At 44.5% G+C, this 24712-nt stretch carries 23 protein-coding genes; 18 read left to right on the top strand and 5 right to left on the bottom strand.

Annotation, left to right across the window (positions count from 1 at the left end; genetic code table 11):
* The first annotated feature begins 94 nt into the window (after positions 1-94).
* The 4 genes from CSH93_RS06970 (at position 95) to modC (ending at position 4296) form a co-directional block, all read left to right on the top strand.
* Positions 95-1708 carry an MFS transporter gene (locus CSH93_RS06970; protein ID WP_100642522.1) on the top strand — a complete coding sequence of 538 codons (1614 nt, stop codon included), beginning with the start codon at positions 95-97 and terminating at the stop codon, positions 1706-1708.
* A gap of 71 nt (positions 1709-1779) precedes the next feature.
* On the top strand, positions 1780-2559 hold the full coding sequence (gene modA, locus CSH93_RS06965; protein WP_100642521.1) for a molybdate ABC transporter substrate-binding protein: 780 nt from the start codon (positions 1780-1782) through the stop codon (positions 2557-2559).
* Positions 2543-3235 (top strand): molybdate ABC transporter permease subunit, encoded by a 693-nt coding sequence (gene modB, locus CSH93_RS06960; RefSeq protein ID WP_100642520.1) that lies wholly within the window; start codon positions 2543-2545, stop codon positions 3233-3235. The genes modA and modB overlap by 17 nt, the downstream gene beginning before the upstream one ends.
* A gap of 2 nt (positions 3236-3237) precedes the next feature.
* Positions 3238-4296, top strand: a complete 1059-nt coding sequence (gene modC, locus CSH93_RS06955) for a molybdenum ABC transporter ATP-binding protein (protein ID WP_164078315.1) — start codon at positions 3238-3240, stop codon at positions 4294-4296.
* Between the two features lie 25 nt (positions 4297-4321).
* On the opposite strand, the gene CSH93_RS06950 is transcribed toward modC, so the two are convergent.
* Positions 4322-6088, bottom strand: a complete 1767-nt coding sequence (locus CSH93_RS06950; protein ID WP_240615517.1) for an ATP-binding protein — start codon at positions 6086-6088, stop codon at positions 4322-4324.
* Positions 6089-6444: 356 nt separating this feature from the next.
* On the opposite strand from CSH93_RS06950, the gene CSH93_RS06945 reads away from it, so the two are divergent.
* From CSH93_RS06945 to CSH93_RS06910, 8 genes are all read left to right on the top strand, one after another.
* Positions 6445-10221, top strand: coding sequence for a nitrate reductase subunit alpha (locus CSH93_RS06945; RefSeq protein WP_100642517.1), 3777 nt, complete (start codon positions 6445-6447; stop codon positions 10219-10221).
* 2 nt (positions 10222-10223) lie between these two features.
* A complete protein-coding gene (gene narH / locus CSH93_RS06940; protein ID WP_100642516.1) occupies positions 10224-11756 on the top strand; it encodes a nitrate reductase subunit beta in 1533 nt (510 codons plus the stop codon).
* Positions 11756-12496: a nitrate reductase molybdenum cofactor assembly chaperone gene (gene narJ / locus CSH93_RS06935; protein ID WP_100642515.1), complete on the top strand. Its 741-nt coding sequence runs from the start codon at positions 11756-11758 to the stop codon at positions 12494-12496. The genes narH and narJ overlap by 1 nt, the downstream gene beginning before the upstream one ends.
* Positions 12497-12498: 2 nt before the next feature.
* Positions 12499-13182 (top strand): respiratory nitrate reductase subunit gamma, encoded by a 684-nt coding sequence (gene narI / locus CSH93_RS06930; protein WP_100642514.1) that lies wholly within the window; start codon positions 12499-12501, stop codon positions 13180-13182.
* 55 nt (positions 13183-13237) lie between these two features.
* Entirely contained in the window at positions 13238-14032 is a 795-nt protein-coding gene (locus tag CSH93_RS06925) for a peptidylprolyl isomerase (protein WP_100642513.1), read from the top strand.
* Positions 14033-14066: 34 nt separating this feature from the next.
* On the top strand, positions 14067-14402 hold the full coding sequence (locus CSH93_RS06920) for a hypothetical protein (protein ID WP_100642512.1): 336 nt from the start codon (positions 14067-14069) through the stop codon (positions 14400-14402).
* Positions 14403-14420: 18 nt separating this feature from the next.
* Entirely contained in the window at positions 14421-14939 is a 519-nt protein-coding gene (locus tag CSH93_RS06915; protein ID WP_100642511.1) for a CBS domain-containing protein, read from the top strand.
* 534 nt (positions 14940-15473) lie between these two features.
* Positions 15474-16319: a hypothetical protein gene (locus CSH93_RS06910; RefSeq protein WP_100642510.1), complete on the top strand. Its 846-nt coding sequence runs from the start codon at positions 15474-15476 to the stop codon at positions 16317-16319.
* Between the two features lie 143 nt (positions 16320-16462).
* Here the strand turns inward: CSH93_RS06910 and CSH93_RS06905 are convergent, their stop codons facing one another.
* Positions 16463-17065 (bottom strand): hypothetical protein, encoded by a 603-nt coding sequence (locus CSH93_RS06905; RefSeq protein WP_100642509.1) that lies wholly within the window; start codon positions 17063-17065, stop codon positions 16463-16465.
* A gap of 152 nt (positions 17066-17217) precedes the next feature.
* Here CSH93_RS06905 and CSH93_RS06900 point away from each other — a divergent pair, with 152 nt between their 5' ends.
* Positions 17218-17955 (top strand): dienelactone hydrolase family protein, encoded by a 738-nt coding sequence (locus tag CSH93_RS06900; protein ID WP_100642508.1) that lies wholly within the window; start codon positions 17218-17220, stop codon positions 17953-17955.
* 125 nt (positions 17956-18080) lie between these two features.
* Here CSH93_RS06900 and CSH93_RS06895 read toward each other — a convergent pair whose 3' ends face one another.
* Positions 18081-18653, bottom strand: a complete 573-nt coding sequence (locus CSH93_RS06895) for a hypothetical protein (protein WP_100642507.1) — start codon at positions 18651-18653, stop codon at positions 18081-18083.
* A 283-nt stretch (positions 18654-18936) separates the two neighbouring features.
* Here CSH93_RS06895 and CSH93_RS06890 point away from each other — a divergent pair, with 283 nt between their 5' ends.
* From CSH93_RS06890 to CSH93_RS06875, 4 genes are all read left to right on the top strand, one after another.
* Positions 18937-19497 carry a hypothetical protein gene (locus CSH93_RS06890; protein WP_100642506.1) on the top strand — a complete coding sequence of 187 codons (561 nt, stop codon included), beginning with the start codon at positions 18937-18939 and terminating at the stop codon, positions 19495-19497.
* A 230-nt stretch (positions 19498-19727) separates the two neighbouring features.
* Positions 19728-20288 carry a DUF2975 domain-containing protein gene (locus CSH93_RS06885; protein ID WP_100642505.1) on the top strand — a complete coding sequence of 187 codons (561 nt, stop codon included), beginning with the start codon at positions 19728-19730 and terminating at the stop codon, positions 20286-20288.
* Positions 20288-20509 (top strand): helix-turn-helix domain-containing protein, encoded by a 222-nt coding sequence (locus tag CSH93_RS06880; protein ID WP_100642504.1) that lies wholly within the window; start codon positions 20288-20290, stop codon positions 20507-20509. Before CSH93_RS06885 ends, CSH93_RS06880 begins: the two co-directional genes overlap by 1 nt.
* A 99-nt stretch (positions 20510-20608) precedes the next feature.
* Complete coding sequence (locus tag CSH93_RS06875) at positions 20609-21475, top strand: aspartyl protease family protein (protein WP_100642503.1); 867 nt, start codon at positions 20609-20611, stop codon at positions 21473-21475.
* A gap of 69 nt (positions 21476-21544) precedes the next feature.
* Here the strand turns inward: CSH93_RS06875 and CSH93_RS06870 are convergent, their stop codons facing one another.
* Positions 21545-22855 (bottom strand): hypothetical protein, encoded by a 1311-nt coding sequence (locus tag CSH93_RS06870; protein WP_124748952.1) that lies wholly within the window; start codon positions 22853-22855, stop codon positions 21545-21547.
* A 204-nt stretch (positions 22856-23059) separates the two neighbouring features.
* On the bottom strand, positions 23060-23680 hold the full coding sequence (locus CSH93_RS06865) for a hypothetical protein (protein WP_100642501.1): 621 nt from the start codon (positions 23678-23680) through the stop codon (positions 23060-23062).
* Positions 23681-23914: 234 nt separating this feature from the next.
* Between CSH93_RS06865 and CSH93_RS06860 the strand changes: the two genes are divergently transcribed.
* Positions 23915-24646, top strand: coding sequence for a substrate-binding periplasmic protein (locus CSH93_RS06860; RefSeq protein ID WP_100642500.1), 732 nt, complete (start codon positions 23915-23917; stop codon positions 24644-24646).
* Positions 24647-24712 lie beyond the last annotated feature (66 nt).

The following is a 24712-nucleotide window of genomic DNA, read 5'->3' as shown; positions in this document are numbered from 1 at the left end:
TTCGCCTAGCTACCTACTGAAGCAGATTGTTAGCACTGCTTGTGTGGATCATAGTGTGACCAAATAAATGTCATTCTATGTTGGAGTAAGCGTTATGTCTGATCTGCACAAGTGGGATCCAGAAGACCCTGATTTCTGGGAAAAAGAGGGAAAGAAAATAGCGAATCGCAACCTATGGATATCGATCCCTAGCTTGCTGACGGGCTTCGCTGTATGGCTCTATTGGGGCATTATTACCGTTCAAATGCTAAATCTTGGGTTCCCTTTCGCTAAGGCAGAACTCTTCACCTTAATGGCGATTGCTGGATTGACCGGCGCAACACTGAGAATTCCAAGCAGTTTCTTCATTCGATTATGCGGCGGTAGGAACACTATTTTCTTCACGACTGCACTACTAATGATACCTGCCGTTGGAGCAGGATTTGCACTGCAAAACCCTGATACGCCATTATGGCAATTTCAATTGTTAGCATTGCTATCCGGTTTCGGCGGTGGAAACTTTGCTTCATCAATGTCAAATATCAGCTTCTTCTTCCCGAAGAAGCAGCAAGGTTTGGCACTGGGTATGAACGCAGGTTTAGGTAACTTTGGTGTTACCACGATGCAAATTGTTGTGCCACTGTTCATGACATTCGCTGCCTTTGGTGCTTTTAGTGGCGACCCGATGACGCTGATCAACGCATCAGGTACGCTTATTGGTAAAATTCCTGCAGGAACAGAAAGCTATATTTCAAACGCCGGTTTTGTCTGGTTGTTATTACTTGTCCCTCTATTCTTCCTATCATGGTTTGGTATGAATAATATTCGTACGCCTGATGTTTCTCCAAACATTGGTAACCCTCTAACATCTTTTGCTCTGATCACGGTTATGCTCAGTATCGGATTGGTTGTAGCTGCTTTTGGCTTATGGTTGATGCTGCCTGAGACTGCAAATGGTTCTGGATTCGGGGTACCCAAGGAAGTTGTATTAGTACTGGTTGTGACTGCCACCGTCGTTATCTTAAAAATGTTACCCGGTTCAATTGGTCAGAGTCTGACTCGTCAATATCAAATCTTTAACAACAAACACACTTGGGTGATGAGTGTCATTTACACTATGACCTTCGGTTCGTTTATTGGTTTTGCGGCCTCATTCCCGCTAGCGATCAAAGTAATTTTTGGCTACAGCCACGTTATTGTCGATGGAGTGATGACGCACAATACCATCAACCCTAATGGGCCAAGTGCTTTAATGTACGCCTGGATGGGCCCATTCATTGGTGCACTTATTCGTCCGTTAGGTGGTTGGATTTCGGACAAAATTGGCGGTGCATTAGTCACACAAATATGCTCAATTGTGATGATTGGAAGTGCACTCGGCGCGGCTTACTACATGCGCGAAGCCTATCAATCTGCAACACCAGAAGAGTTCTTTATGCCATTCTTTGTGTTGTTCCTACTTCTTTTTGCTGCAACGGGTATCGGTAATGGTTCAACCTTCAGAACAATCGCGCAAGTATTCCCTAAAGAACAAGCGGGCCCAGTACTTGGTTGGACGTCAGCAGTAGCGGCATACGGTGCCTTTTACATACCAAAGGTTATTGGTGAGCAAATCCAGGCAACTACTCCTGAAGTCGCGTTGATAGGATTTGCAGTGTTCTATGGTGTCTGCGTTTTAATTAACTACTGGTTCTATTTACGTAAGGACGGCGAATTCTACAATCCTTAGGAAGTCTGAATAATCGATAATAAGGTGCGAATGATCGCACCTTTTATCGGTTTGCCAAGGTTGATACTCTCATGCGTTTAAAGCTAATTTTCTTATTGATAACCCTATTTTTTCATTTGAATGTAAATGCTGATGAGCTGTTAATAGCAGCTGCGTCTGACCTCAAATTCGCAATGAAAGATATTGTTAGTTTGTTTGAGACATCCAATCCAGATGTGGCCGTTAAAACGTCGTTTGGTTCGTCAGGGAAGTTTCGTACGCAGATCCGCAACGGTGCACCTTATGATCTGTATTTCTCAGCAGACATAAACTTTCCACAGCAGCTTAAAGCAATGGGCTATTCTTCGTCGGCTGTTGTCCCATACGCAAAGGGCCGATTAGTTCTATTGAGCTATAAAAACGATTTGTCTAACGGCCAACTCGCTTCTTTGCTTCACGCTGACTTTGAGAGAATCGCTATTGCCAATCCACGACACGCTCCCTATGGAATGAAAGCCAAAGAGGTACTGGAGCAAACTGGATTGTGGACTCAGCTGACTTCAAAAATCATCTATGGTGATAGCGTTTCCCATACTGCTCAACTTATCGTTAATCAGCATGTCGATGCGGGTATTGTTGCCTTGTCGTTGGTAAAATCTGCATGGAACTCCTCAAGAGCCTCCTACATATTAATACCGGAGACTCTCCATTCTCCGCTACTCCAAGGTTTTATTGTCACCCAACACGGAGGAGACAACCCTACCGCGTGGCGATTTCATTCATTTATGCAAAGTGGAGCCGTCTCAAAAATACTGACAGAATATGGGTTTGAAGTACCTGATCAAGAGGCCGCAAATGCTATCCACGAGTGATATGCAAGCCTTGCTTCTGACCTTAAAGCTGGCGAGCACGGTAACCATTCTCCTGTTATGTTTTGGAATTCCGTTTTCCTGGTGGTTGGCTAGGTCTCGCTCCAAGCTCACAAGTCTCTTAACTGCATTGGTAGCGATGCCACTCATATTGCCGCCTACGGTACTCGGATTTTATATACTATTGCTTTTAGGTCCTGAGGGGCCGGTGGGTAAAGTAACAACTCAATTAGGTTTTGGTGTATTCCCTTTTACGTTTTCAGGCTTGGTCATAGCCTCGATTGTTTATTCTTTACCCTTTACAGTACAACCACTTGTGTCTGCCTTTGAAGCCATCCCTACTCGAACGCTAGAAGTCGCATCTACGTTAAGAGCCTCTCCCATCGATACTTTTTTTTCTGTGGTGTTGCCTTTATCAAAGAATGGCATTCTTACGGCTATCGTTTTGACTTTCGCGCATACGATTGGTGAGTTTGGTGTTATTTTGATGATTGGAGGCAATATTCCGGGTGAAACGCAAGTTGTATCAATTCAAATTTATGACCATGTAGAGAGTATGGATTACGGCGCCGCACATAAGCTGTCATTAATCATGCTAATCTTTTCATTTATAACATTAACATTTCTGCAATGGATCCGGCGTCGACGGTTTGCATTCGTTCCCGTGAAGAGGCGGTAATTGTGGAACTCGCTTATAGGCTTTCTAAAGGGAGGTTTAATCTGGATGTTGATCTTGAGCTTCCCGACACAGGCATTAGCGTGCTGTATGGGCATTCTGGTTGCGGCAAAACAACATTACTGCGCTGTGTCGCTGGCCTGGAGAAGGAGGCAGCTGGAAACTTTTCTATCGGTGATGAAGTGTGGGATAGCCCAAAAACTAAGCTTAAGCCGCATAAGCGAACCATTGGCTATGTCTTTCAGGAGCCAAGTTTGTTCAGTCATCTCAGTGTGAAAGACAATCTCGACTATGGTATCAAACGCTCAAGTCATGCAAGCAAGGAGAGCTTAAAGGAAGCTATTTCAGTGTTGGGTATTGAACACCTACTGGATCAGAAAACTGTAGCATTATCAGGTGGGGAAGCACAGCGTGTCGGCATTGCTCGGGCACTGGCGCTGAACCCCAAGATTTTGCTGTTTGATGAACCACTGGCATCACTTGACGATGACCGAAAACGCGAGATTTTACCTTTCTTAAAGCGTGTTAAGCGGCAACTGAGCATACCCATGTTATACGTTACTCATGCAGCGCCAGAAGTGGCAATGCTCGCAGATCATGTTGTTGTTATGCATGAGGGCGGTGTGGTATCCAGTGATTCGCTGTCGGCCTCGCTTTCAAATGAGATGTTACCACTACGACTCAATGATGAGATATCGACGGTCTTGTCAGGCAAGGTAATAAAGATTGACAAGCAGTGGCACTTAGCTTGTATGTCTATTGGTGACCAAGCACTTTGGATACCCAACAATAGTTTCAAGATTGGCAACCAAGTAAGAGTTCAAGTCTTTGGGAAAGATATCAGCCTAGCGAATTCTGTAGGTAAAACCAGTTTTCAAAACGTGCTCAACGCTCAGATTGTGGCAATCAATGAAGGTGAGCACCCAAGCCAAGCAATTGTAAAAGCTACTGTAGGCGAAAATGCTTTTATGGTTTCGGTAACCAAACGCGCAATAGCAAGTTTGTCTTTAGCCGCTGGTAGCCAAGCGTTGTTGCAGGTGAAATCAGTTGCAATTCATAGTTGATAAAACGAGTCAAAAGCTTAGGAAATCAAGCACTCTTGCTCTTTGCCTCAAGTGTTCGCGCATACTCGGGAATGAAACTAAACATGACAGTGGTACCACGTTCATCATTTCGTTTGACTGATAACTCTCCATCCAAATTCCGGCTGCGTTCTTTCATAATGGCTAGCCCGTAGTGGTTTAGCTTATTTGGGTCTTCAGGGATGCCAATTCCGTTGTCTTTAACCGTTAATATCACTTCTGATAAGGAGTTACTGGTTATACCAATTTCAATATTGGAGCCCTTAGAATGATAGAAAGCATTTTGGGTCGCTTCTCTGGCAATTTGTAAAAGATGTATTTCTTCTTGAGGCGTGAAGGGAATATTGCTTACGTGATAATTAAGCGTAAAACTGAAATCGTCTGAGCGGTTTTGCAATTGCGAAATCGTTTGCTCTAATGCGGCTTTGATGCCCTGTCCATCGAGTTTCAATCTGAAAGTAGTTAACAATTCACGCAGTTCACTGTAAGCCGCGCCAAGTCCATTTTTGAGCTCATCAATGACTTGGTCTATTTGCTCCTGAGCACTGTCTTTTTGCTGCAGGCGTTGCAATCGCGTTACCTGAATTTTTAGGTAGGACAATGCCTGCGCCAGAGAGTCATGCAGTTCTCTGGCAATTATCGTGCGTTCATTCATCAAAGCGATACGCCTACGCTGCTCGTTTTGATGTTTCATGCTCAGCCCATTGGCGACCTGTTCAGCAATCGCCTCAAACAATTGATGCTGCCAATCCTCGAGGACGCACCCTTCATCTAGACTCACCACCAAGACACCATAGTGTTGATCACCAATACTTAACTGATACTTCATTTGCCCATTAACAGGCGGAAAAAGTGACTCATGCTCAGTACAATCATGACAAAGCTGTTGTTGGCATTTGTCTGGAATCGTTTTTTCGGTACTCATCAAATGTTCGTAGGGGCCCGTTCCTTGTGCAGTCATGATGCATAGGTCTAAATCTTTAACGCCAGTTACGTCAGCCAGCTTGTTGAGTAATGGTTGAAAATCGACAGATCCGGGTTCAACTTCATTGAGTTTGCGTGACACTTGAAATAGCAATTCGAGAGATTGATTTGAGCGCGACAGCTTTCTTGTCTTGCGTTTAATTTGCTCTTCAAGTTGTGACTTAGAACGATATAGGCTACCGCTCATTTTGTTGATTGTTCGGGCCAACAACGCGAGCTCGCCTTTACCTGTTTCCTCTGCTCTGGCAGTGAAGTCTCCTTGGCCTATTTGACGAGCAACTGCAGTTAGCTTTGAAAGCGGTTGCTCGATATGGCGATGCACAATCACCATCGCTAGCGCAATAAGTATAAGGGTGCAGAATAATGCCAAACTCTGAACTAATCGGATCGTAGCAATATTGGTTTCAGCATGTTTTTGATAAGCAACAACAAGTAGTTCGATGTCTTCTACCAGTTTGTCAAAAATGTCTAGGCTCGAAGTGTTGGGCGCTCTTGAAGAATTCAAGTAGGTTTGGATCAACGGCTTGACTTCTTCACCCCAGTTTTTTGTAACTAGCGCATGATGCTTGGCAATATCACCGCTATCCCGAAGCGCCTGTTGATTAACCAGCACGCCGGTATTCAAAGTCATGTCAAATTCGTCAACTAATCGATTAATTGTTTCAATATCATTTGGACTGTCTTGGATGACGCTATGAATTCGATACGTCTGCATTCTCAATGAGCCCGCCACATTGACCGCTTGAGCATCAAACTGAGCACCGTCACTCATAAACACGGTGGTAAACATACTGACGATCGCCAAAAAGCTTACCGAAAACATTAATGCAGCGATTTTAAAAACTGTCGAATGTATAAAACTTTTGATTGGTTGCATTGGTTATATAACGATTGCGTCGACTCACAAGTGATACCTACAAAGATTAGTCTACGCTCGATTTGTAATGAGTTCTTAATGACATCAGTCTAGACCCCTTTAATACAAAGGAAAAGCAAAAAAATGCCTCTACCACTTTGGTGGTAACTCCCTCATTTACCGCCATTTTCGGGCTCTTGCCGTGCGATTAACAATCCACTTTAATCCATGTAGAGCTTGAGTTTGCAGCGCATCTTATCGTTGCTATTCCATTGATAAAGGAGTCTGGCGTGAGTCATTTTTTAGACAGATTGCAGTTCTTCAAACGTAACGAAGAGCCGTTCTCAAACGGTCACGGGGTTACTACGAATGAAAGTAGAGGGTGGGAGGACGGATATCGCCGTCGTTGGCAGCATGACAAAGTTGTGCGTTCAACCCATGGTGTTAATTGTACCGGGTCATGTTCCTGGAAAATCTACGTGAAAGATGGATTGGTAACCTGGGAAACTCAGCAAACCGATTATCCACGTACGCGCCCAGACCTTCCTAACCATGAGCCCAGAGGTTGCCCGAGGGGCGCAAGTTACTCTTGGTACATCTACAGTGCCAATCGCCTCAAGCATCCAAAAATCCGTAAACGCTTAGTCAAACTGTGGCGAGCAGCGAAAGCCCAACACAAGGATCCGGTTGAGGCTTGGCGCTCGATTGTTGAAGATCCCGCAAAAGCCAAAGAATATAAACAACAACGAGGCCTGGGGGGATTTGTTCGCGCTAACTGGAACGAAGCTAACGAGATCATCGCGGCTGCGAATGTATATACGGCAAAAACTTACGGCCCTGACCGCATTACCGGCTTTTCACCAATCCCTGCTATGTCTATGGTTTCCTATGCGGCGGGTGCGCGCTATCTGTCGTTGATAGGTGGAAACTGCCTAAGCTTTTATGACTGGTACTGTGATTTACCGCCGGCATCTCCTCAAATTTGGGGTGAACAGACCGATGTGCCGGAGTCGGCTGATTGGTACAACTCGAATTACATTATTTGCTGGGGCTCAAACGTTCCACAAACACGTACGCCGGATGCGCACTTCCTCACAGAAGTCCGCTACAAAGGTACTAAGGTCATCGGCATTACCCCTGACTATTCAGAAGTGGCGAAATTAACCGACCAATGGCTAGCACCTAAACAGGGAACCGATGCAGCATTAGCGATGGCATTTGGCCACGTTATTCTTAAAGAATTCCATGTTGAGAAACCATCAGCTTATTTTGCCGATTATGTGAAACGTTATACCGACTTCCCTGTTCTGGTAATGCTAGACAAAGCTGAGGACGGCAGTCTGCATCAGGGGCGGTTCCTTAGAGCGTCAGATTTAGATGGTCAACTCGGTCAAGACAACAACCCTGAATGGAAAACCATCTCGGTCAATGATAAAGATGGCGAATTAGTTTCGCCTACAGGCTCAGTCGGTTATCGCTGGGGTGAAAAAGGGAAATGGAATATTACCCAAACTGATGGTAAATCAGGTGATGAACTCGACTTACGAGTAAGTCTGAAAGGTAGTCATGATGAGCTGGTTAGTGTTGCTTTCCCATATTTTGGTGGTGCGGAACATGAGTTTGGCTACTTCCAGAATACTGAGCATGACGATGTGTTGCTGCGCAAAGTACCAGCGAAGAAAGTCAAACTCGCTGATGGCTCTGAAACCTATGTTGCCACTGTTTTTGACTTAACACTTGCCAACTACGGTGTTGACAATGGTTATGACGATCCGAATGTGGCCAGCAGTTACGACCAAGACATTCCGTACACACCGGCTTGGCAGGAACAAATCACAGGCGTACCGCGCGCGGATGTGATCAAAGTCGCGAGAGAATTCGCAACTAACGCAGACAAGACCAAAGGTCGCTCCATGGTGATCGTTGGTGCAGGTATGAACCACTGGTATCACATGGATATGAACTACCGTGGTCTCATCAATATGTTAATGATGTGTGGTTGTATCGGTCAAAGTGGTGGCGGTTGGGCACACTATGTGGGGCAAGAGAAACTGCGCCCACAAACTGGCTGGCAACCGCTGGCGTTTGGTCTTGACTGGCAACGTCCACCGCGCCATATGAACGGTACTTCTTTCTTTTACAATCATTCGAGTCAGTGGCGTTATGAAAAGTTAGAGATGACAGAGGTCATTTCTCCCATGGCAAACAAAGACAAATGGTCTGGTTCGATTATTGATTTTAACAGTCGCGCGGAACGTATGGGCTGGTTACCATCAGCACCACAACTTGGCATGAATCCGCTTCAGCTATGCAGAGATGCAGAAGCTGCTGGTAAGTCTCCACAAGACTATGCAGTTGAGCAACTCAAAAGTGGTGAACTGAATTTTGCCTGCTTGGAGCCTGAGAATCCGCAAAACTATCCACGTAACTTGTTTATCTGGCGCTCAAATCTGCTCGGTTCGTCAGGTAAAGGCCATGAGTACATGCTGCGCCATTTGCTGGGAACAAAACATGGCTTGATGGGCAAAGATATTGGTGAAGACGGCGGTAAAAAGCCAGAGGACATTAAGTGGGTCGATGAAGCTGCCGAGGGTAAAATTGACTTGTTGGTGACATTGGACTTCCGAATGTCAACCACCTGTTTGTACTCGGACATCGTGTTGCCAACGGCAACATGGTACGAGAAGGACGACTTAAATACGTCTGATATGCACCCATTTATTCACCCATTAAGTGCAGCGGTAGATCCTGTGTGGGAGTCCCGTTCTGACTGGGATATTTTCAAAGGCATCGCCAAGCAATTCTCTAAAACTGCAGTCGGCCATTTAGGAGTAGAGAAAGACTTAGTCACCTTACCGATTCTGCATGATACTCCGGCAGAAATTGCACAACCTTTTGGTGTAAAGCATTGGTGGAAAGGTGAGTGTGACCTTATCCCAGGAAAGACTGCGCCAAATATGATTGTGGTTGAGCGTGACTATCCGAATACCTATGCGCGATTCACTTCGATTGGGCCATTGCTTGAAAAACTTGGTAACGGCGGTAAAGGAATAACCTGGAATACAGATACTGAGGTTGAATTCCTCGGCCAGTTAAATCGTCGCCATGTTGAAGAAGGCGCGAACAAAGGACGCCCCAAAATTGAAACTGCCATTGATGCCGCGGAAGTAATTCTCTCTCTTGCGCCGGAAACGAATGGTCAGGTAGCCGTAAAAGCATGGGCCGCTCTTAGTGAGTTTACTGGCTTAGATCACACTCATTTGGCGAAGCCAAAGGAAGAGGAAAAAATTCGCTTTAGAGATGTGCAAGCGCAACCGCGTAAAATAATCAGTTCGCCGACTTGGTCAGGGTTGGAAGATGAACACGTCTCTTACAACGCGGGCTACACCAATGTACATGAGTACATTCCATGGCGCACAGTTACAGGTCGTCAGCAGTTCTATCAGGATCACGAATGGATGCGCGACTTTGGTGAAACCATGTGCCTGTATAAGCCGCCAATCAATCTCAAAACCGTGAAGCCAATGATGAATAAGCAACCCAATGGTAATACGGAGATTGCGCTGAACTGGATAACGCCACACCAGAAGTGGGGGATCCACAGCACCTATTCAGACAACTTGTTGATGCTTACATTGTCTCGCGGCGGCCCGATTGTATGGATCTCCGAACCTGATGCGCAGCGCGCAGGCATCGTTGATAACGATTGGATCGAAGTGTTCAACGTGAACGGTGCGATCGCTGCCCGAGCGGTTGTGTCACAGCGCGTACCGGAAGGCATGAGCATGATGTATCACGCTCAGGAACGCATAGTGAATGTGCCGGGTTCAGAAGTTACCAAAACACGTGGTGGTATCCACAACTCGGTCACGCGAGCGGTGATGAAACCGACTCACATGATTGGCGGATACGCACAGCAATCCTACGGCTTTAACTACTATGGCACTGTGGGATGTAATCGAGACGAATTCGTTATCGTTAGAAAAATGGCGAAAGTCGACTGGTTAGACGATGACAGCGTCGAACAGAGTGCAGATGAATTTAACAACTTTGGAGCGGAGGGCTAATCATGAGAGTTAGAGCTCAAATAGGCATGGTGCTCAACCTTGATAAGTGTATCGGTTGCCACACCTGCTCTGTAACTTGTAAGAATGTATGGACATCGCGCGAGGGCGTCGAGTATGCATGGTTCAATAACGTCGAAACTAAGCCGGGCATAGGTTATCCCAAAGAGTGGGAGAATCAGGAAAAATGGAACGGTGGCTGGACTCGGCATAGCAATGGCAAATTAACGCCCAAGCAAGGTGGCAAGCTACGTATTCTGGCCAATATTTTTGCCAACCCCGACCTACCCGGTATTGATGATTACTACGAGCCGTTTGATTTCGATTATCAACATCTGCATAAAGCGGGTGAAAGTAAACATCAGCCTGTTGCTCGTCCTCGTTCATTGATTACGGGTCAACGAATGGAAAAAATTGACTGGGGCCCGAACTGGGAAGAAATCCTTGGTACAGAGTTTTCCAAGCGTCGTGCTGATAGTAACTTCAATCAGATCCAGGCCGACATGTATGGCGAGTTTGAAAAGACTTTCATGATGTATCTACCGCGCCTGTGTGAGCATTGCATCAACCCTGCGTGTGTGGCCTCTTGCCCATCTGGGGCAATCTACAAGCGTGAAGAAGACGGTATAGTCTTGATTGATCAGGACAAGTGCCGCGGCTGGAGAATGTGTGTCAGCGGTTGTCCGTACAAGAAGATCTATTACAACTGGAAAACCGGTAAATCTGAGAAATGTATCTTCTGCTATCCACGTATTGAAGCGGGTCAACCCACAGTCTGTTCTGAAACCTGTGTCGGTCGAATCCGTTACTTAGGCGTTATGCTCTACGATGCTGACCGCGTAGAAGAAGCTGCCAGTGTTGCCAATGATAAGGATCTTTATCAGGCACAGTGCGATATCTTCCTCGACCCATTCGATGAGGCGGTGCAGGAAGCAGCACGCAAAGAAGGTATTCCAGAAGCATGGTTAAAATCGGCTCAAGAGTCTCCGGTTTACAAGATGGCCATGGACTGGAAAGTCGCTCTGCCTTTACACCCCGAATACCGCACACTGCCAATGGTGTGGTATGTGCCGCCTTTGAGCCCAATTCAAAGCGCAGTTGAGGCTGGTAGCGTGCCAATGGACGGTGTCTTCCCAGACTTAAAAGCGTTGCGTATTCCAATGAAGTACTTAGCCAATATGTTGACTGCAGGTGACGAAGCCCCTGTCGAGCACGCGTTAAAGCGCATGATGGCAATGCGTAAATTTAAACGCTCACAACAAGTTGACGGCGAAGAAAACCTGGAAGCACTGGAACAAGCTGGACTCAGCGTAGCGCAAGTTGAAGAAATGTATCGTTATATGGCGCTTGCCAATTACGAAGACAGATTTGTCATTCCGACTAGCCATAAGGCGTATGCAGAAGATGCTTACGATATGAAATCCGGTTGCGGCTTCAGCTTCGGCAACGGTTGCAGTGGTGGTGACAGTAGCACCGACTTGTTTGGCGGTAAAAAACAAACCGTACGTCAAGTCATTCCTGTGGAGGTACAAGACTGATGGAAATTTTAAAAGTCCTTTCAAGACTTCTTGATTACCCGACAGAAGCGCTCTATGAGCACGGAATCGATATTGCAGAAATTATTGCAAACGATGCCGAGCTTGATGAAAGCAACAAAGCTAGTCTGCTCGCATTTGTCGACCAACGCTTCTCAGACAGCTTGCTTGATTGGCAAGCTGATTATGACGGTCTGTTTGAACGTGGTCGTTCTTTATCGCTGCTCATTTATGAGCATATTCATGGGGAGTCGCGCGACCGTGGTCAGGCAATGGTTAATTTGCTTGAGCAATACCGAGCGGCAGGTTTGGATATTGGCGTTAGAGAGTTACCAGATTATATTCCCTTGTTTCTTGAGTTCGTTAGCACTCAAGGCAGCGAGAATGGCAAAGGTTGGTTGCAGGACATTGCACCCATCCTTGCGCTACTGCAAGTGCGGCTGGAAAAAAGAGGGAGTAACTACGGTGCAGTCTTTTCTGCATTGGTTGCTCTTTCTGAGGCCGCCATTGATGTGCAAGCGCTAAGAGAGCAAGTCAAAGATGAAAAACGTGACGATACCAAAAAGGCGTTGGACAAAGTCTGGGAAGAAGAGGCTGTCACTTTTGGTGGTGACGCAGTAAATGGCGGTTGTCCATCTCAGGTCAATCGACCCTCTGAGACGCAACGTCGTGACCAGGATGTTCCCATCAGTTTTGTAGATAATTCCTCAGCCCAAGCGGCTGAGCAAGCAATAAGGAGCTAGTTATGGCTTTTTTAGATACGTTCTTTTTTGGCATCTATCCTTATATCGCAACCGGGATTTTCTTTCTCGGCAGCCTTCTGCGCTATGACAGAGAGCAATACAGTTGGAAAACGGGTTCTAGCCAGATGCTTAGCAGCAAAAACTTCCGGATCGCCAATATTTTGTTCCATGTCGGGATCATTGCGATTCTTTTAGGGCATTTTGCTGGCCTCGTTTTGCCTTGGGAAATATGGCACGCACTTGGAATTTCACTGGCAACCAAGCAAGTGATCGCCATGGGCGTGGGTGGCTTCTTTGGTGTCCTTTGCTTCATTGGTTTGACTATGTTGGTCAAACGCCGACTGTTTGATCCCAGGATCCGCGCTAATAGCAGTATGATGGACACAGGCATCCTGTTACTCATTTATCTGCAGTTAATCGTCGGCATGTTTACCATTGTGATCTCTTCCGGTCATATGGATGGTGCTGTGATGTATAACCTAATGAGCTGGTCTCGTTACTTACTGACATTCAGACCTGTAGAAGCAGTCGAGTTTATTTCAACAGTTCATCCGGTTTACAAGTTCCACGTTACATTGGGTATATCGTTGTTTGTACTGTTTCCATTTAGCAGGTTGGTTCATATCTGGAGCGTTCCTGTGCAGTATGTCCGCAGAAGCTATCAGGTTGTTCGTTCAAAAGCATAATTACCACAATCACTCATTGGGGCAAGGAAGCCTCCTTTTTTAAATAGGATTGACCATGTCACTTACAAACACTCCAGATATTAAGGTAAACGGGAAAACCATTAGCGCGGCTATGATCGACGCCGAAGTTCAATATCATCCCGCAGAATCACGCAGACAAGCGATGGTGAAAGCGGCAGAAACACTGATAATCGGTGAGCTGGTTACGCAAAAAGCGATGGAAAAAGGGATCCCCCTGAATTCTAAATCAGATGCAATTGAACAAAACAGCCAATTGATCGATAGCCTGTTGGCCTCTGAAGTTTACGTACCGGAAGCAACAACCGATGAATGTGAGCGCTACTACAGCGCAAACAAGGATAAATTCAAGACAGCTCCGCTTATTGAAGTTAGCCATATATTGATTGCATCAGATCCAAAAGATCTTGAACACAGGGCTGAATCGCATGCCTTGGCAGTTAATCTTATTCATAAGTTGCAAGGCAGAGAAGCTACGTTTGGCGAGTTGGCCAAACCGTTTTCTTCATGCCCTTCCAAAGAAGTTGATGGTAGCTTAGGTCAGCTTTCGTTTGGCCAAACTGTGAGGGAGTTTGAACGTCAGGTATTTGCTGCCAGTGAAGGACTAATGCCTCAGCCGGTAGAGACTCGCTATGGTTACCATGTTGTTTTTATAGCCAGAAAAGTTGACGGCAAACCGCTTTCTTTTGATATGGTGCGCGAGAAAATTAAACAATATCTTAATGATAAAGTTCATCGCAAAGCACTGTCTCAATACTTGCATCGCCTGGTCAACGAAGCAGATATCCAAGGGTTTAAGTTTGAATTCGATGATTCAATGTTAATGCAGTAGCATTGTTTACATCAAAATAAGTGGTGGGTGTTATATGGCAAATCCCTTCACGGCGCACTGGACAGCACAAGGACACACACTCTGTTTGGGGCATTGGGAAATCAGCTTCAACCAACAGCTATTGGAATTGCCGTCGGCGAAAGCCGAGAACCACATGGACACTCGCGGCATTTTCAGCTGGCTATTCCCTGATGATGAAGAATACACAGAGGGACTAGAGATACACGAGTGGATTGAGCAGCAAGCAGGCTGGCTTGTGCCGCTATTTGAACGTTATGACATCCCATCCGATGAACAGCATGTTGAGTGGTTTTATGAAGCGGTTAATCAAAATGACTGGCGATGCGGTAGTTGTGGTGGCTGCCTTTAACTTAGAAGGAATGGAAAAATGGTGAGTGATAGTACAACAGTGCTGGATCTGCTAGAGAAATACCCCGTAGCAGCAATTGCTAGTACAGATTTATTGACTGCTTATGAAGGTTGGTCAATCAAAAAACTCTCTGAGTTTTTTGAAAAGCATAAAATAACTGGTGCGCCTGTTATTGCATCCGATGAAACCCTTGTAGGTGTTGTGACACAAACTGATGTTGTGAAATTTGAAGGTAGTAGCCCCGATGAAAAAGAGATTGAAAAAATCATTCAACACTACATTGGGCCACAGGGAACGGTGTTGCAATCGGAAATCGACAGGATAAAATCTCGTGCGTCAGATTACTGCACCGTTAACTCTATAATGACTCCCGAAGTGTTTTCAATTAACGAGAAAAGCTCCATTTCAGAAGCGTATAAAACAATCGAGTCCCATGATATCCATCGGTTATTCGTCACGCGAGAGTCAGTATTAATTGGTGTGGTTACCGCTATGGATATTCTTAACTGGGTTATACAATGCCCTACGGCAGATTGACAAAGCGTAGAGTAATTCTGATAAAAGACTTTTTGAATAAAGCTATTTTTTAAACAGGCCTAAGTTAAATCAAAATACACTCGTCATTTCTTCGTCAAACGGTTGGCTTAAGATTTGCGGTTACAATAGCTGTATATCACTAGTGTTCACCATGACGAAGAAGAGAGTACCCTATCTTTGTTGACAATTTTGGTTTTCAACCATTGAGCCTGTTTATCCGATCACGTGCTTTAAAAACAAATCAATTTGAAGACAATCAAAATGATGTGGCGGCGATTAGCTATTAGTATGAAACTTTTTTGTATCACTTTTAGACCAGATTGAAGTCACAACACTAAAAAGTATGATACTTTTTAATTTAGCGAAAAAACTAACCCTCAAAAAATCACAGACTTAAATAAGCAATAGTATGATAGTTTTTTGTTAATCAACATTTTTGTGAGTACTTAACGCTCTTGTTTATGCCACATTTAATTCTGCAACGGATGAGGTATTCGCGAGTAATAAACCAATGAGTAAGAAGATATAAACCACATGAAGATCGTTAAAAAGCTACTTATGACGTTGTTCTTGCTCCTAATCATTGGGGCTGTGGCCGCTAGTGGGTGGTATCTTGTCCGTTTATTGTCGGTATCAGCATACGAAGACAAACCTTGGGTTGCTCAAGCAAATGAGCCTATGAACATAATGTACAAAGCTGTCGATACAGGCTTGGTTGTTGAATTTCAAAAGACGTTAAATCTCGCAGCACAGCACGTGGAAACCTACTTTCAAAGGCCTTTTGCAGCCCCGTTAGAAGTGCACTTAATGCCCGACCGAGCCGCACTAGACGCTCATTGGCGAAAAGCCTTCGGCATGCCCTGGTTTATATCGACTTGCTGGATGGTGGGTACAGGAGCTGCGAATGACTTATCCATACTGTCTCCTCGTATTTGGGCCGAAGAAGATTGTGGCCATGATCCAACCAACGAAGTAGAGATTTTTAAGTTATTGGTTCACGAATTGACGCACTCTTACCACGATCAAGCAAACCCGAGTGATGATATCGGTATTTATGAGGACATTGGCTGGTTTATTGAAGGGTTAGCCGTTCATGTGTCTAACCAACTTGAAGGCGATCAACTGGCATCACCTGCAGAGGCCATTATTGAAGGTATGCATCCTAAGAAACTGGAAGCAGCTTGGAGCGGAAAATACCGATATGGCATATCTGGTTCAATGGTTGAATATATAGAAACGGTTTGGGGAAAGGATGTTGTTCGTCAGTTACTTGAATTTACAACCGAAGAAGACATCCTCTCCACCTTACAAGTATCAGAGCAAGCGTTTATTGGTGGTTGGAAAGAATACGTTCTGAGTAATGATAACGAGCACGATTAAACTTTCTGTTAAATCTGAATTGCCTATGCGTTCGTTTATCAACCTATCACTCTGATAAAAAAGCAAAGGGGCCCAACGAAACGAATATAGCAGTATTAACAAAGCGTCACTCCAATCACTTTTTATTCTTAAGTTTTGAAATTCTACTTATTCAGAAGTTTTAAATTTAACCCAAGCGTCCAAGAAAGGATCAGGATGAAGTTGAGGTGCTGCACCAGTGGCAAGTACTCATGTAGAGTATTGTTGTAGTAGAAAAAATTATTTAGGCAAATCACAAATAAACATACTCCCCCGATTGCAGCGAAGAAAGTCATGTGATTTAAGTAAAGCGCCCGTAAAATGCCTGAAATCCCAATCAGACCGCAAATACTTATTATGGTGGTCATTAAATCGTGATACTTCGAAAAGACAAAAAAAGCCCCCAACATAAGCAGAATACCGGTGATTCTGAGGGATATTTTCCAATTCTTGCTTTTAACTATTAGATCCGCGCACAGCAAATAGAAAATGGCAATACTTATACTGAGCAAAGCCATAGCTAAAAGAGCAATGGGTCTGGCTGGGTTCTCAAGCCCATTGATAGCTTCTTCACTCAATAAGTTACACCACAGGTTCTGGTACCAGTCCCATTTCATTGCATTCGGGCTGACCGAAGAACCACCTGGGTAAAGACTCGCTGCGTATAAATACAATGCGATAAAGGCAATAATTCCCAGTATCGGTAGCAATCTAATTATCTGTTTCATATCACTTCAGATTAAACTTCCTAAGCCTCAAGGACAATCAAAAAATAATGCTGTTGTCACGTCCGATTAGTTAGGCCTTAACCATATGAAATAAAAGAACTAATTGCTCGGTCTGGATTCCTATAGTCACTACATTAAAGGAACTACAATTCATGTCTTCATTATTACGCAACTTAGCCATTCTAACCCTTGTTTTACCCATATCGGTTAATGCAGTGGAACGTACATTTACAGCAGACGACGGATTTGTTTTACACGGCGATTATTTCCAACCCAAAAGCACCAGCTCCACAGGTGTTCTCATGATGCATCAATGCAATTTCAATCGCACCATGTACGAAGATATTGGCACGGAACTCGCCGCAAGAAGCGTTCATGCGGTTAGTATCGATTTTCGTGGCTTTGGAGACAGTGTCAGTGACGAATTCAATGTGGAAAAGCTTGACCAGCTTCCCGAGGAACAACAAGGAAAAGCGTTTAGCCAAATGTCTCAGCATTGGCCAAGCGACGTCAAAGTCGCGCTACAATTCTTAACGCAGCAGCTCGGTGAAAGTGGCAAAGTGGGTGTCATTGGTGCCAGTTGTGGGGGTTCGCTCGCCGTTAAGCTATCTGAATCAGAAAAGTTTGATGCAGTAGCACTGTTTTCGTCTGCACAAGGCGCTAAAAACATTGAGCGGTACACCAAGCACTTGAGTAATGCTCCTACTCTGCTCATTGCCGCTGAGCAGGACACCCATGCCTTCACCAGTGCCAGCGAGTTGTTCACTCACAGTGATAGCCCTGCTTCCAAATTTATTCATTACAAGGGAGACAATCACGGATACCCTCTGTATGAACAAGATCCCAGCTTGGCCATCAGTATCGTTGAATGGTTTGTATCAAGCCTGTAAACAATTTCGGGCAAGTATATTTTTACTAACTTAGTAAACGTTGAGGCGGGGCCAATGCTTCGCATTGAGCCCCTTAAAAAGCATAAGTTGAGTGATCTCGATAGAGAAATGGAGTGATCCGAGGGTTACTTCATTGCATCGTCTAAATCAGCGACAGGAAAGGCTTTAGCAAAGGCTTCTAGCGTGTCTTTATCAACATCATAGGTTTCAAACACTAACATACCACCACTCTTCATTGTGATGTTAAGCGTTACCTGATCGCCGTCTTTCATCAAAGAGGCTGAACGACGTTGAATACGCATTTTTTCACCCCCACCTGTTTGAAAGCCTAGCTGAGCCAATGCTGAAAAAGCATCCATCGCACCACCCGTAGAGCCGCTATTGAGTGACACGCTAATTGACTGGTCACCTTTCATGTAATTACGGCTAGTCACTTGAAAGCCCATCGCACTTTGCTGCTCTAACTCATCACCACTGAACCCTTCAAGTTCATCCGGGAAAAATTGATTGACTTGAGCCTGTTGCAACTGCTCAAGCAAAGTAACACACCAGCGTGCCTCTTCTAATGCGCCTTCTAAGTCACCCTCTTGGAATAATTCAGCTGCACTGGTACACAAAGTATCAGGTGAATCTTCCGCCAATACGGGCGCTGAAATGCTTAACGCCACGACAGTGGCTAACAATGATCGTTTAATCATAAGTCTTTCCTTAACGTGCTGGCCCAGTTTTTCCGTACCAGTATGAACAAACAAATCCCACGAAAATACATGTGAGACGGTTGGCTGACTAATGTAGCAGAGCACGTATTGTTCCTCTACCCCTGTACAAAAATTAGCCATAAAAAATACTCTTTTCGCACGGCGCTCATTCGTTAATTTAAACAATACACCAACGTCGAAACATTTTTTTCATACCGCTACAACTTTTTGTCGTTGTCTCTCGACTTAATAACCAACGCAACCAAACGATTGAGAATTAAATATGAAAAAGATGACTTTTTTGATGACCATTGCAACACTAAGTGTTGCGTCTTTGGCTCCCGTATTTGCGCTTCAACAAGATAAAACAACTTCCAATGACTACGTCATAAAAGCATACAAAGATTGTGCGCTAGTATTTGAACAGCCAATGACCGTAGCGCAAATAGCAGCCTATGACGACCTGCAAGAGCAAGCTGAAAAAATGGATTTCATTGAAGGGGGTATTGAGGGTATCGATGACCAACTTGAGCTATTGAGTGATGAAATAGACGCCTTGACCGACATTGCGATTCAAGAAACGGAAGACAGTCTTTTTATTGATAAGCACATGATGGCTGAGCAATTAGCAGCGGTAGAGCGACTCACTGATTTCATGGCGAAGCACGAGCACAAATTTGAAGCGATCAGTGCACAAGGTGACATCATCAGTGACTACGCTGACAAATTTACCGAGGTCATTGAAGCCGGATTAGATGACGTTGACTATGACGATCTACGCGTTGTAACACCGCGCAACAACAACGGTTATCGCCACTGTGATGGCGTTAAATCTTCGATGTAAAAGAATTTAATTAACGCGTTACACCTCTCCCTTTTTGTTTGGCCGCTTTGGATTTCAAAGCGGCTTTTTTACGGTTTTAAGACACTCGCCAAAGTATTTCTACACAAACTCATATTCATTCACATCTCCAACCCAACACCTTTTTTAATGATAAACATTAAATTTAAATTGAAAAACGTTAATTTATTAAGTATTTTTTAAATCACAGTAGAAACTAAATTTGATATCACATGAATAAAATAACTAGAGTGAGTAGATACATACGCTTGCTCATGGCTGCCGCGATAATAGTGCAGTCGGCATTTTGGATATACTTTTGCTTTTTTAGTGGTGCGACACAAGGTGCCAGCGTTGGCAATGAAGGCGCCCAATTGAGTTTTTCAGCACAGTATGAGCACCTAGCCTCAACTGCTGAACAAATTCATAGCGCAGGATTAAACCCATACTTTTGGTTAAAAACACCTAGTTCAGTTTTTTATCTGTTTGTATATGGGCTACTTTTTGCTTTATTTGGACTCTATCAACAGGGCAAAACATTTTCGCCAAAAGCCGCCATTCGCATACAGCAACTCGGTATTTGCGCTATTTTGTGGCCAATATTCGAGTCTGTATATCCACCCGTTTTGCTGGTCACAATGAAACTGGCCGGGGTCATTCAGCACGGTGAAATCTCAATTGGCTTCGGCTCTGATCAGCTGGGAATAATGGCGACTGGGGTCATGATTATGGTGATTGGCTGGGTTATGAAAGAAGCGCATCACATAAGCAAAGAGCAGGAGCTTACGATCTAATGGCGATTGTTGTCGATTTGGATGTCATGCTAGCAAAGCGCAAAATGCGGTTAAACGATCTGTCAGAAAAAGTTGGAGTAAGCCCACAAAATTTGTCAATCCTCAAAACTGGGAAAGCAAAAGCGATTAGGTTTTCTACGTTAGACGCCATCTGTAAGGCATTAGAATGCGAGCCCGGCGATATCCTGCGCCACCAGCATAGTGAAAAAGATAATGAATAGTACCAAGATCAATTTGTGAGCTCATATGGGCTATCAATATTGAGAAGAATCACCTTTCCCCAGAACTGAAGCTAACTCAATCCAACAAGGATATGTTAAATGAAATACATTACTTTCTGTGTAATCTTATTACTTAGTTTTACCTCTATTGCCGAGGATATTCCACTCACAAGAACATCTGATGGGCATCTGGTGATCCCGGCGAGTATCAATGGGGTTTCAGCTAATTTTATTTTAGACACTGGCGCTACAGGCACCGTCGTTCACCATAACATGCTTGACATATTCAATGCTGAAATAAGTGGTGAAGCATTCAATGGCCTTGGTTTAGGTGACGAGGCAACGGCTAAAATTGAAACTATTCCCATAAGGGTTAATAGCATTGCGATAGGCGAATTTACTAGTACCGTTAATACCATTTACTCGCAGAATCAAACAGTCCCCTTCCCTGATGGGATTTCAGGCATCATTGGCAAAGATGTGTTGCAGGATTTAAGCACCATTTTAGATGTTTCGACGCCGAGGCTAATTCTAAAGTCCAATACCGCATCAGAATATGACTCTCTCGACTACCTGACTATCGTTCAATCGGATATGGGGTTTGGTTATGTTGAAGTAACGTTGGGTTCGCATGACGTTAGACTAATAGTCGACTCCGGCGCATCCCAAACCATTTTAGATACCCAATCAGTCGCTGATCTAAACCTTACTTTAACCGATCATCCTACGGCCAAAACGCTCGTCAGTGAAAATGTAGAGTTACCTATGAAACAAATTGAGGGAGTACAGTTGATAGTCGGCAGTCAACACATCACTGACGATTTCTTAACAACTGATTTATCCGGACTAATCCATTCGATTAATCGAGAAGGGCATAGCCCATTCATTGGCGTTCTGGGCATTAAAGAACTGATATCAATGGGCGCGCTGATAGATTTAAAGCACGGCCGATTACTATTTAGATAATGTCGACGAACGGTAGTAAAACGCGACAAGCGTTTTACTACCAAGCTAAAATGAACAACCCGAACAATGCTAAAACATCAACCAGAACCGTTCGGGATCCAAGGTTGAATCATTCAACACTGCTTGTTTCTGCGCCACTGATTCAGCGGGTAAAAATGCGCTTGCGGCTTGCCAAAAGGTATCTGCGCCACTTACATTGCCTGCATCCACTTGCTGACCAAATACATGCCATAAATCGACAATGCTTTTCTGGTTTTGTGATTGCGAACGTATTTCTTCATCAAGGGCTTTGTGTACAAAGAATCCACAACTGTAATACAGCATAAATTGCCCTTTACTTCCCGCTTCAATCAACGCAGTTTCTGTTAAGCCAGAAGCGCAATGCTGCTGATATTGCTCAACTTTAGTATCAATGTAGCTCTGCATTTTGGGGTACATATCACGCACGGCCATCATGGCTAGGTAATCAGCGCCCCCTTCATGGATCCATGACTGCTCAGATTCACCAAACAATGATTCACCTGATGGCGTTCGTTGGAAAAAATGCGCCGCTTCATGCGCAAAAAACCACAACGTTTGATCCACATATTGTTGTGACTGGATCCTGTCTTCCAAGTCATCGAAATCCCAGTGCATGAAAATTTGATTCGGCAGCGTACCGCCCTGAGAGCTAGAGCCAGGTTTATTCGAATAGGACGCAAACAACATGGGTTTTGCCCCTGCCACCACGCCTAATTTTTGTGAAAAATACGCCATAAATTGTGGTAACTGAGCATCTAACACACTCTTAAGAATATCGGGTAATTTGTCATCAATTAACGCGACGAACGACGCCCCCTCTATTGGATGTTGTTGGCCAATATAGAGGTTTCGTCCACTGTCTTGGTCATTCCAGCTAACGGCCTCCGTGTGTATTGCTCCGTTTACGATCACGTGTTCATTGGCCGGCGGAGCTGCAGTAAAACGCCACTGGTTTTCGGCAAACTCGCAAGAGTCAACACAGGTGAAGAAGCGGCCGCTATAAGCCAAACTACCCCCATCAGAAAAAGGCGAGAACGGTGCATAATCCTTTAATAAGCTGCGGTAGGTTGGCGTGAGGCTAAAGCTAACGCGGGAAAATGGCTCACCATCTAGGCGGACTATATATTCTCCTTGTTCATCTGCTTGTAACGCAAACCCTGCGTCTTTTGGCGTCCAGCGTTCAACTCTGGATTGGTCGGGGTTGCGCAAGAAAACCAATTTAGAGGCTGGTTTTTCTAAGGTGTAAGTCACAGCCCAATCACCTTGCTCCGACTTACTCAGTTCAATATCTGGGTTTTTGTTCGGCTGCTGGTCAGCATTTGTAGTAAATGACACCAGTAAGGCAAGTGTAATGCCCACACTTCTGCTAAAGATCGCACTTTTGCAATTGAACTTAGAATACACGGTTAAGCCTCTATTTCTTTTTATAGCCGTCAACCGTATCAAGCCTAGTTAACTATCGTAAGCGCCCAATTGTAAGCGAATATGAACATAGGCAAACAAGTGATGAGATGAGATGAGCATATATCATTGCCCAAACAACATCACTTGTTGCACCACTTATCAAGGTGTAGCAGTTTTGTGAATGACGACTCGCATCGCTAAACGGTCCCATGCAGCAGAGCCGTACCCGGTCACGAAGTTGTGAGCTATTTGTGCCAAGTCGCTCTTGTCATCATTTGCCATGCCCAATGCTTTTAAGTATTCAAAACGTGCCACTACAAACTGATGTTTGTACGGCACTAGATATTGCGCACTATCTTTCTGCAATACGTTGGCTGCCTCATCGTACGATGCAAACCAATGGTTCAAGAGTGCATCACAGCTTACCGAGTGCAAAAAACTTCCCGCGCTACGAACATCCTCGCCAGATAGGGTTTTGTGAGCGGATTGCCAATTACTAAATCCACATTGTATGGCGAGTAGATTTTGGCAATCTTTTAGCCTTAGCGTTCGGGTCATGTCCCAATTTTGTCGCTTAATAATTTTAGCGAACTGAGGTGAAATCACATCTTCGCTGGCACTTCTTTTAAGCAGTTTCTTGGCGCGAATTTTTAACTCGCTTAACGCCAAACCCATCGGCTGATCATGTAGATTCGGTTTCTTCTGCTGTCGCACTTGATGATTGTTTTGAGCAACCGAGCTGGTTGTCTCAGAAGAGAAAGTGTTGCTTGGACTAGTCATGTTACATTACTCCTAAGTCAATAAGGCACTCCGCTTAGCCAACCTAGTTTGTAATAAACCGTTCCAATAAAAAGTTAATGAGAGTGAATTCATCTTTTGCGGACAGGCGTCTCCCACACCTGCCGCGCATCCTACCAGAGCATGCTAAAGAGGTAAAGAAGAAGCCTCTATTGCTATTTTTCAGTACCCGATAGTGGTTATACTATTGTCTGTATAGTCTTGTAAGGACGTTTTGTGCTGCGTTTTTTATTACCTTTGTTTTTCTTTTCTACGCACGTTGTTGCGCAAACGGCGCAGTGGTCTGTTGTTACTGAAGACGCACCGCCATTACAGTTTATTGTCGACGGCGAAGTTAAAGGTGTTAGTACAAGACTAGTCAACGATGTGCTTAAACAAGCCAATATAGACGCCGATATTGAGGTATATCCCTGGGCTCGTGCGTTCGACAAAGCACTTAAGTATAAAAATACGCTTATTTTCTCGACGATCAGAACGCCCGAACGAGAGTCTCAGTTTCACTGGATTGGCAAGATTGGTCGTTTCCATCTGAGTTTCATGGGGTTAAAACAAAACACCGCTTTCAATATTGGCTCTACCTCAGATGCAAAACAATTTGTCATTGGCGCAATGCGCGATGATTTCACACATCAGTATTTAGTATCGAATGGCTTTACTAACGAAGGCTTAGTAATACGCAGTTCGCTACCAGAACTAATGGATTTACTCTATAAAGGCTTAATCGATTCTTTTTTGGTGGATCGTAATTTAGTCTGTGACCTTGCAGAGCATTATCAATTTGATTGTGACAAAATGCGGGTGGCCTATGAAGTACCCGAACTGTCAGTCGATGTTTACCTAGCTGCTAACCAATACACCGACGAAGCAGAAATAGGTAAATTGCGTAAAGCCTTCGAAATTGTTAAACAACGCCCTGAATATCAAGAAGGATTTGCCGGTCATAACTAATTGCACATAGCACTAGCTCACCAAGTCTTTGTCGTCTATATCTTTACCGCGGGGTAACGTTTGACC

Origin of the sequence: Neoalteromonas facilis, assembly GCF_002807665.1 — a bacterium.
In the GTDB taxonomy this organism is placed as follows: Bacteria; Pseudomonadota; Gammaproteobacteria; order Enterobacterales; family Alteromonadaceae; genus Alteromonas_E; species Alteromonas_E facilis.
The sequence above is the reverse complement of the archived record's forward strand: the minus strand, read 5'-3'. Positions and strand labels throughout refer to the sequence as shown.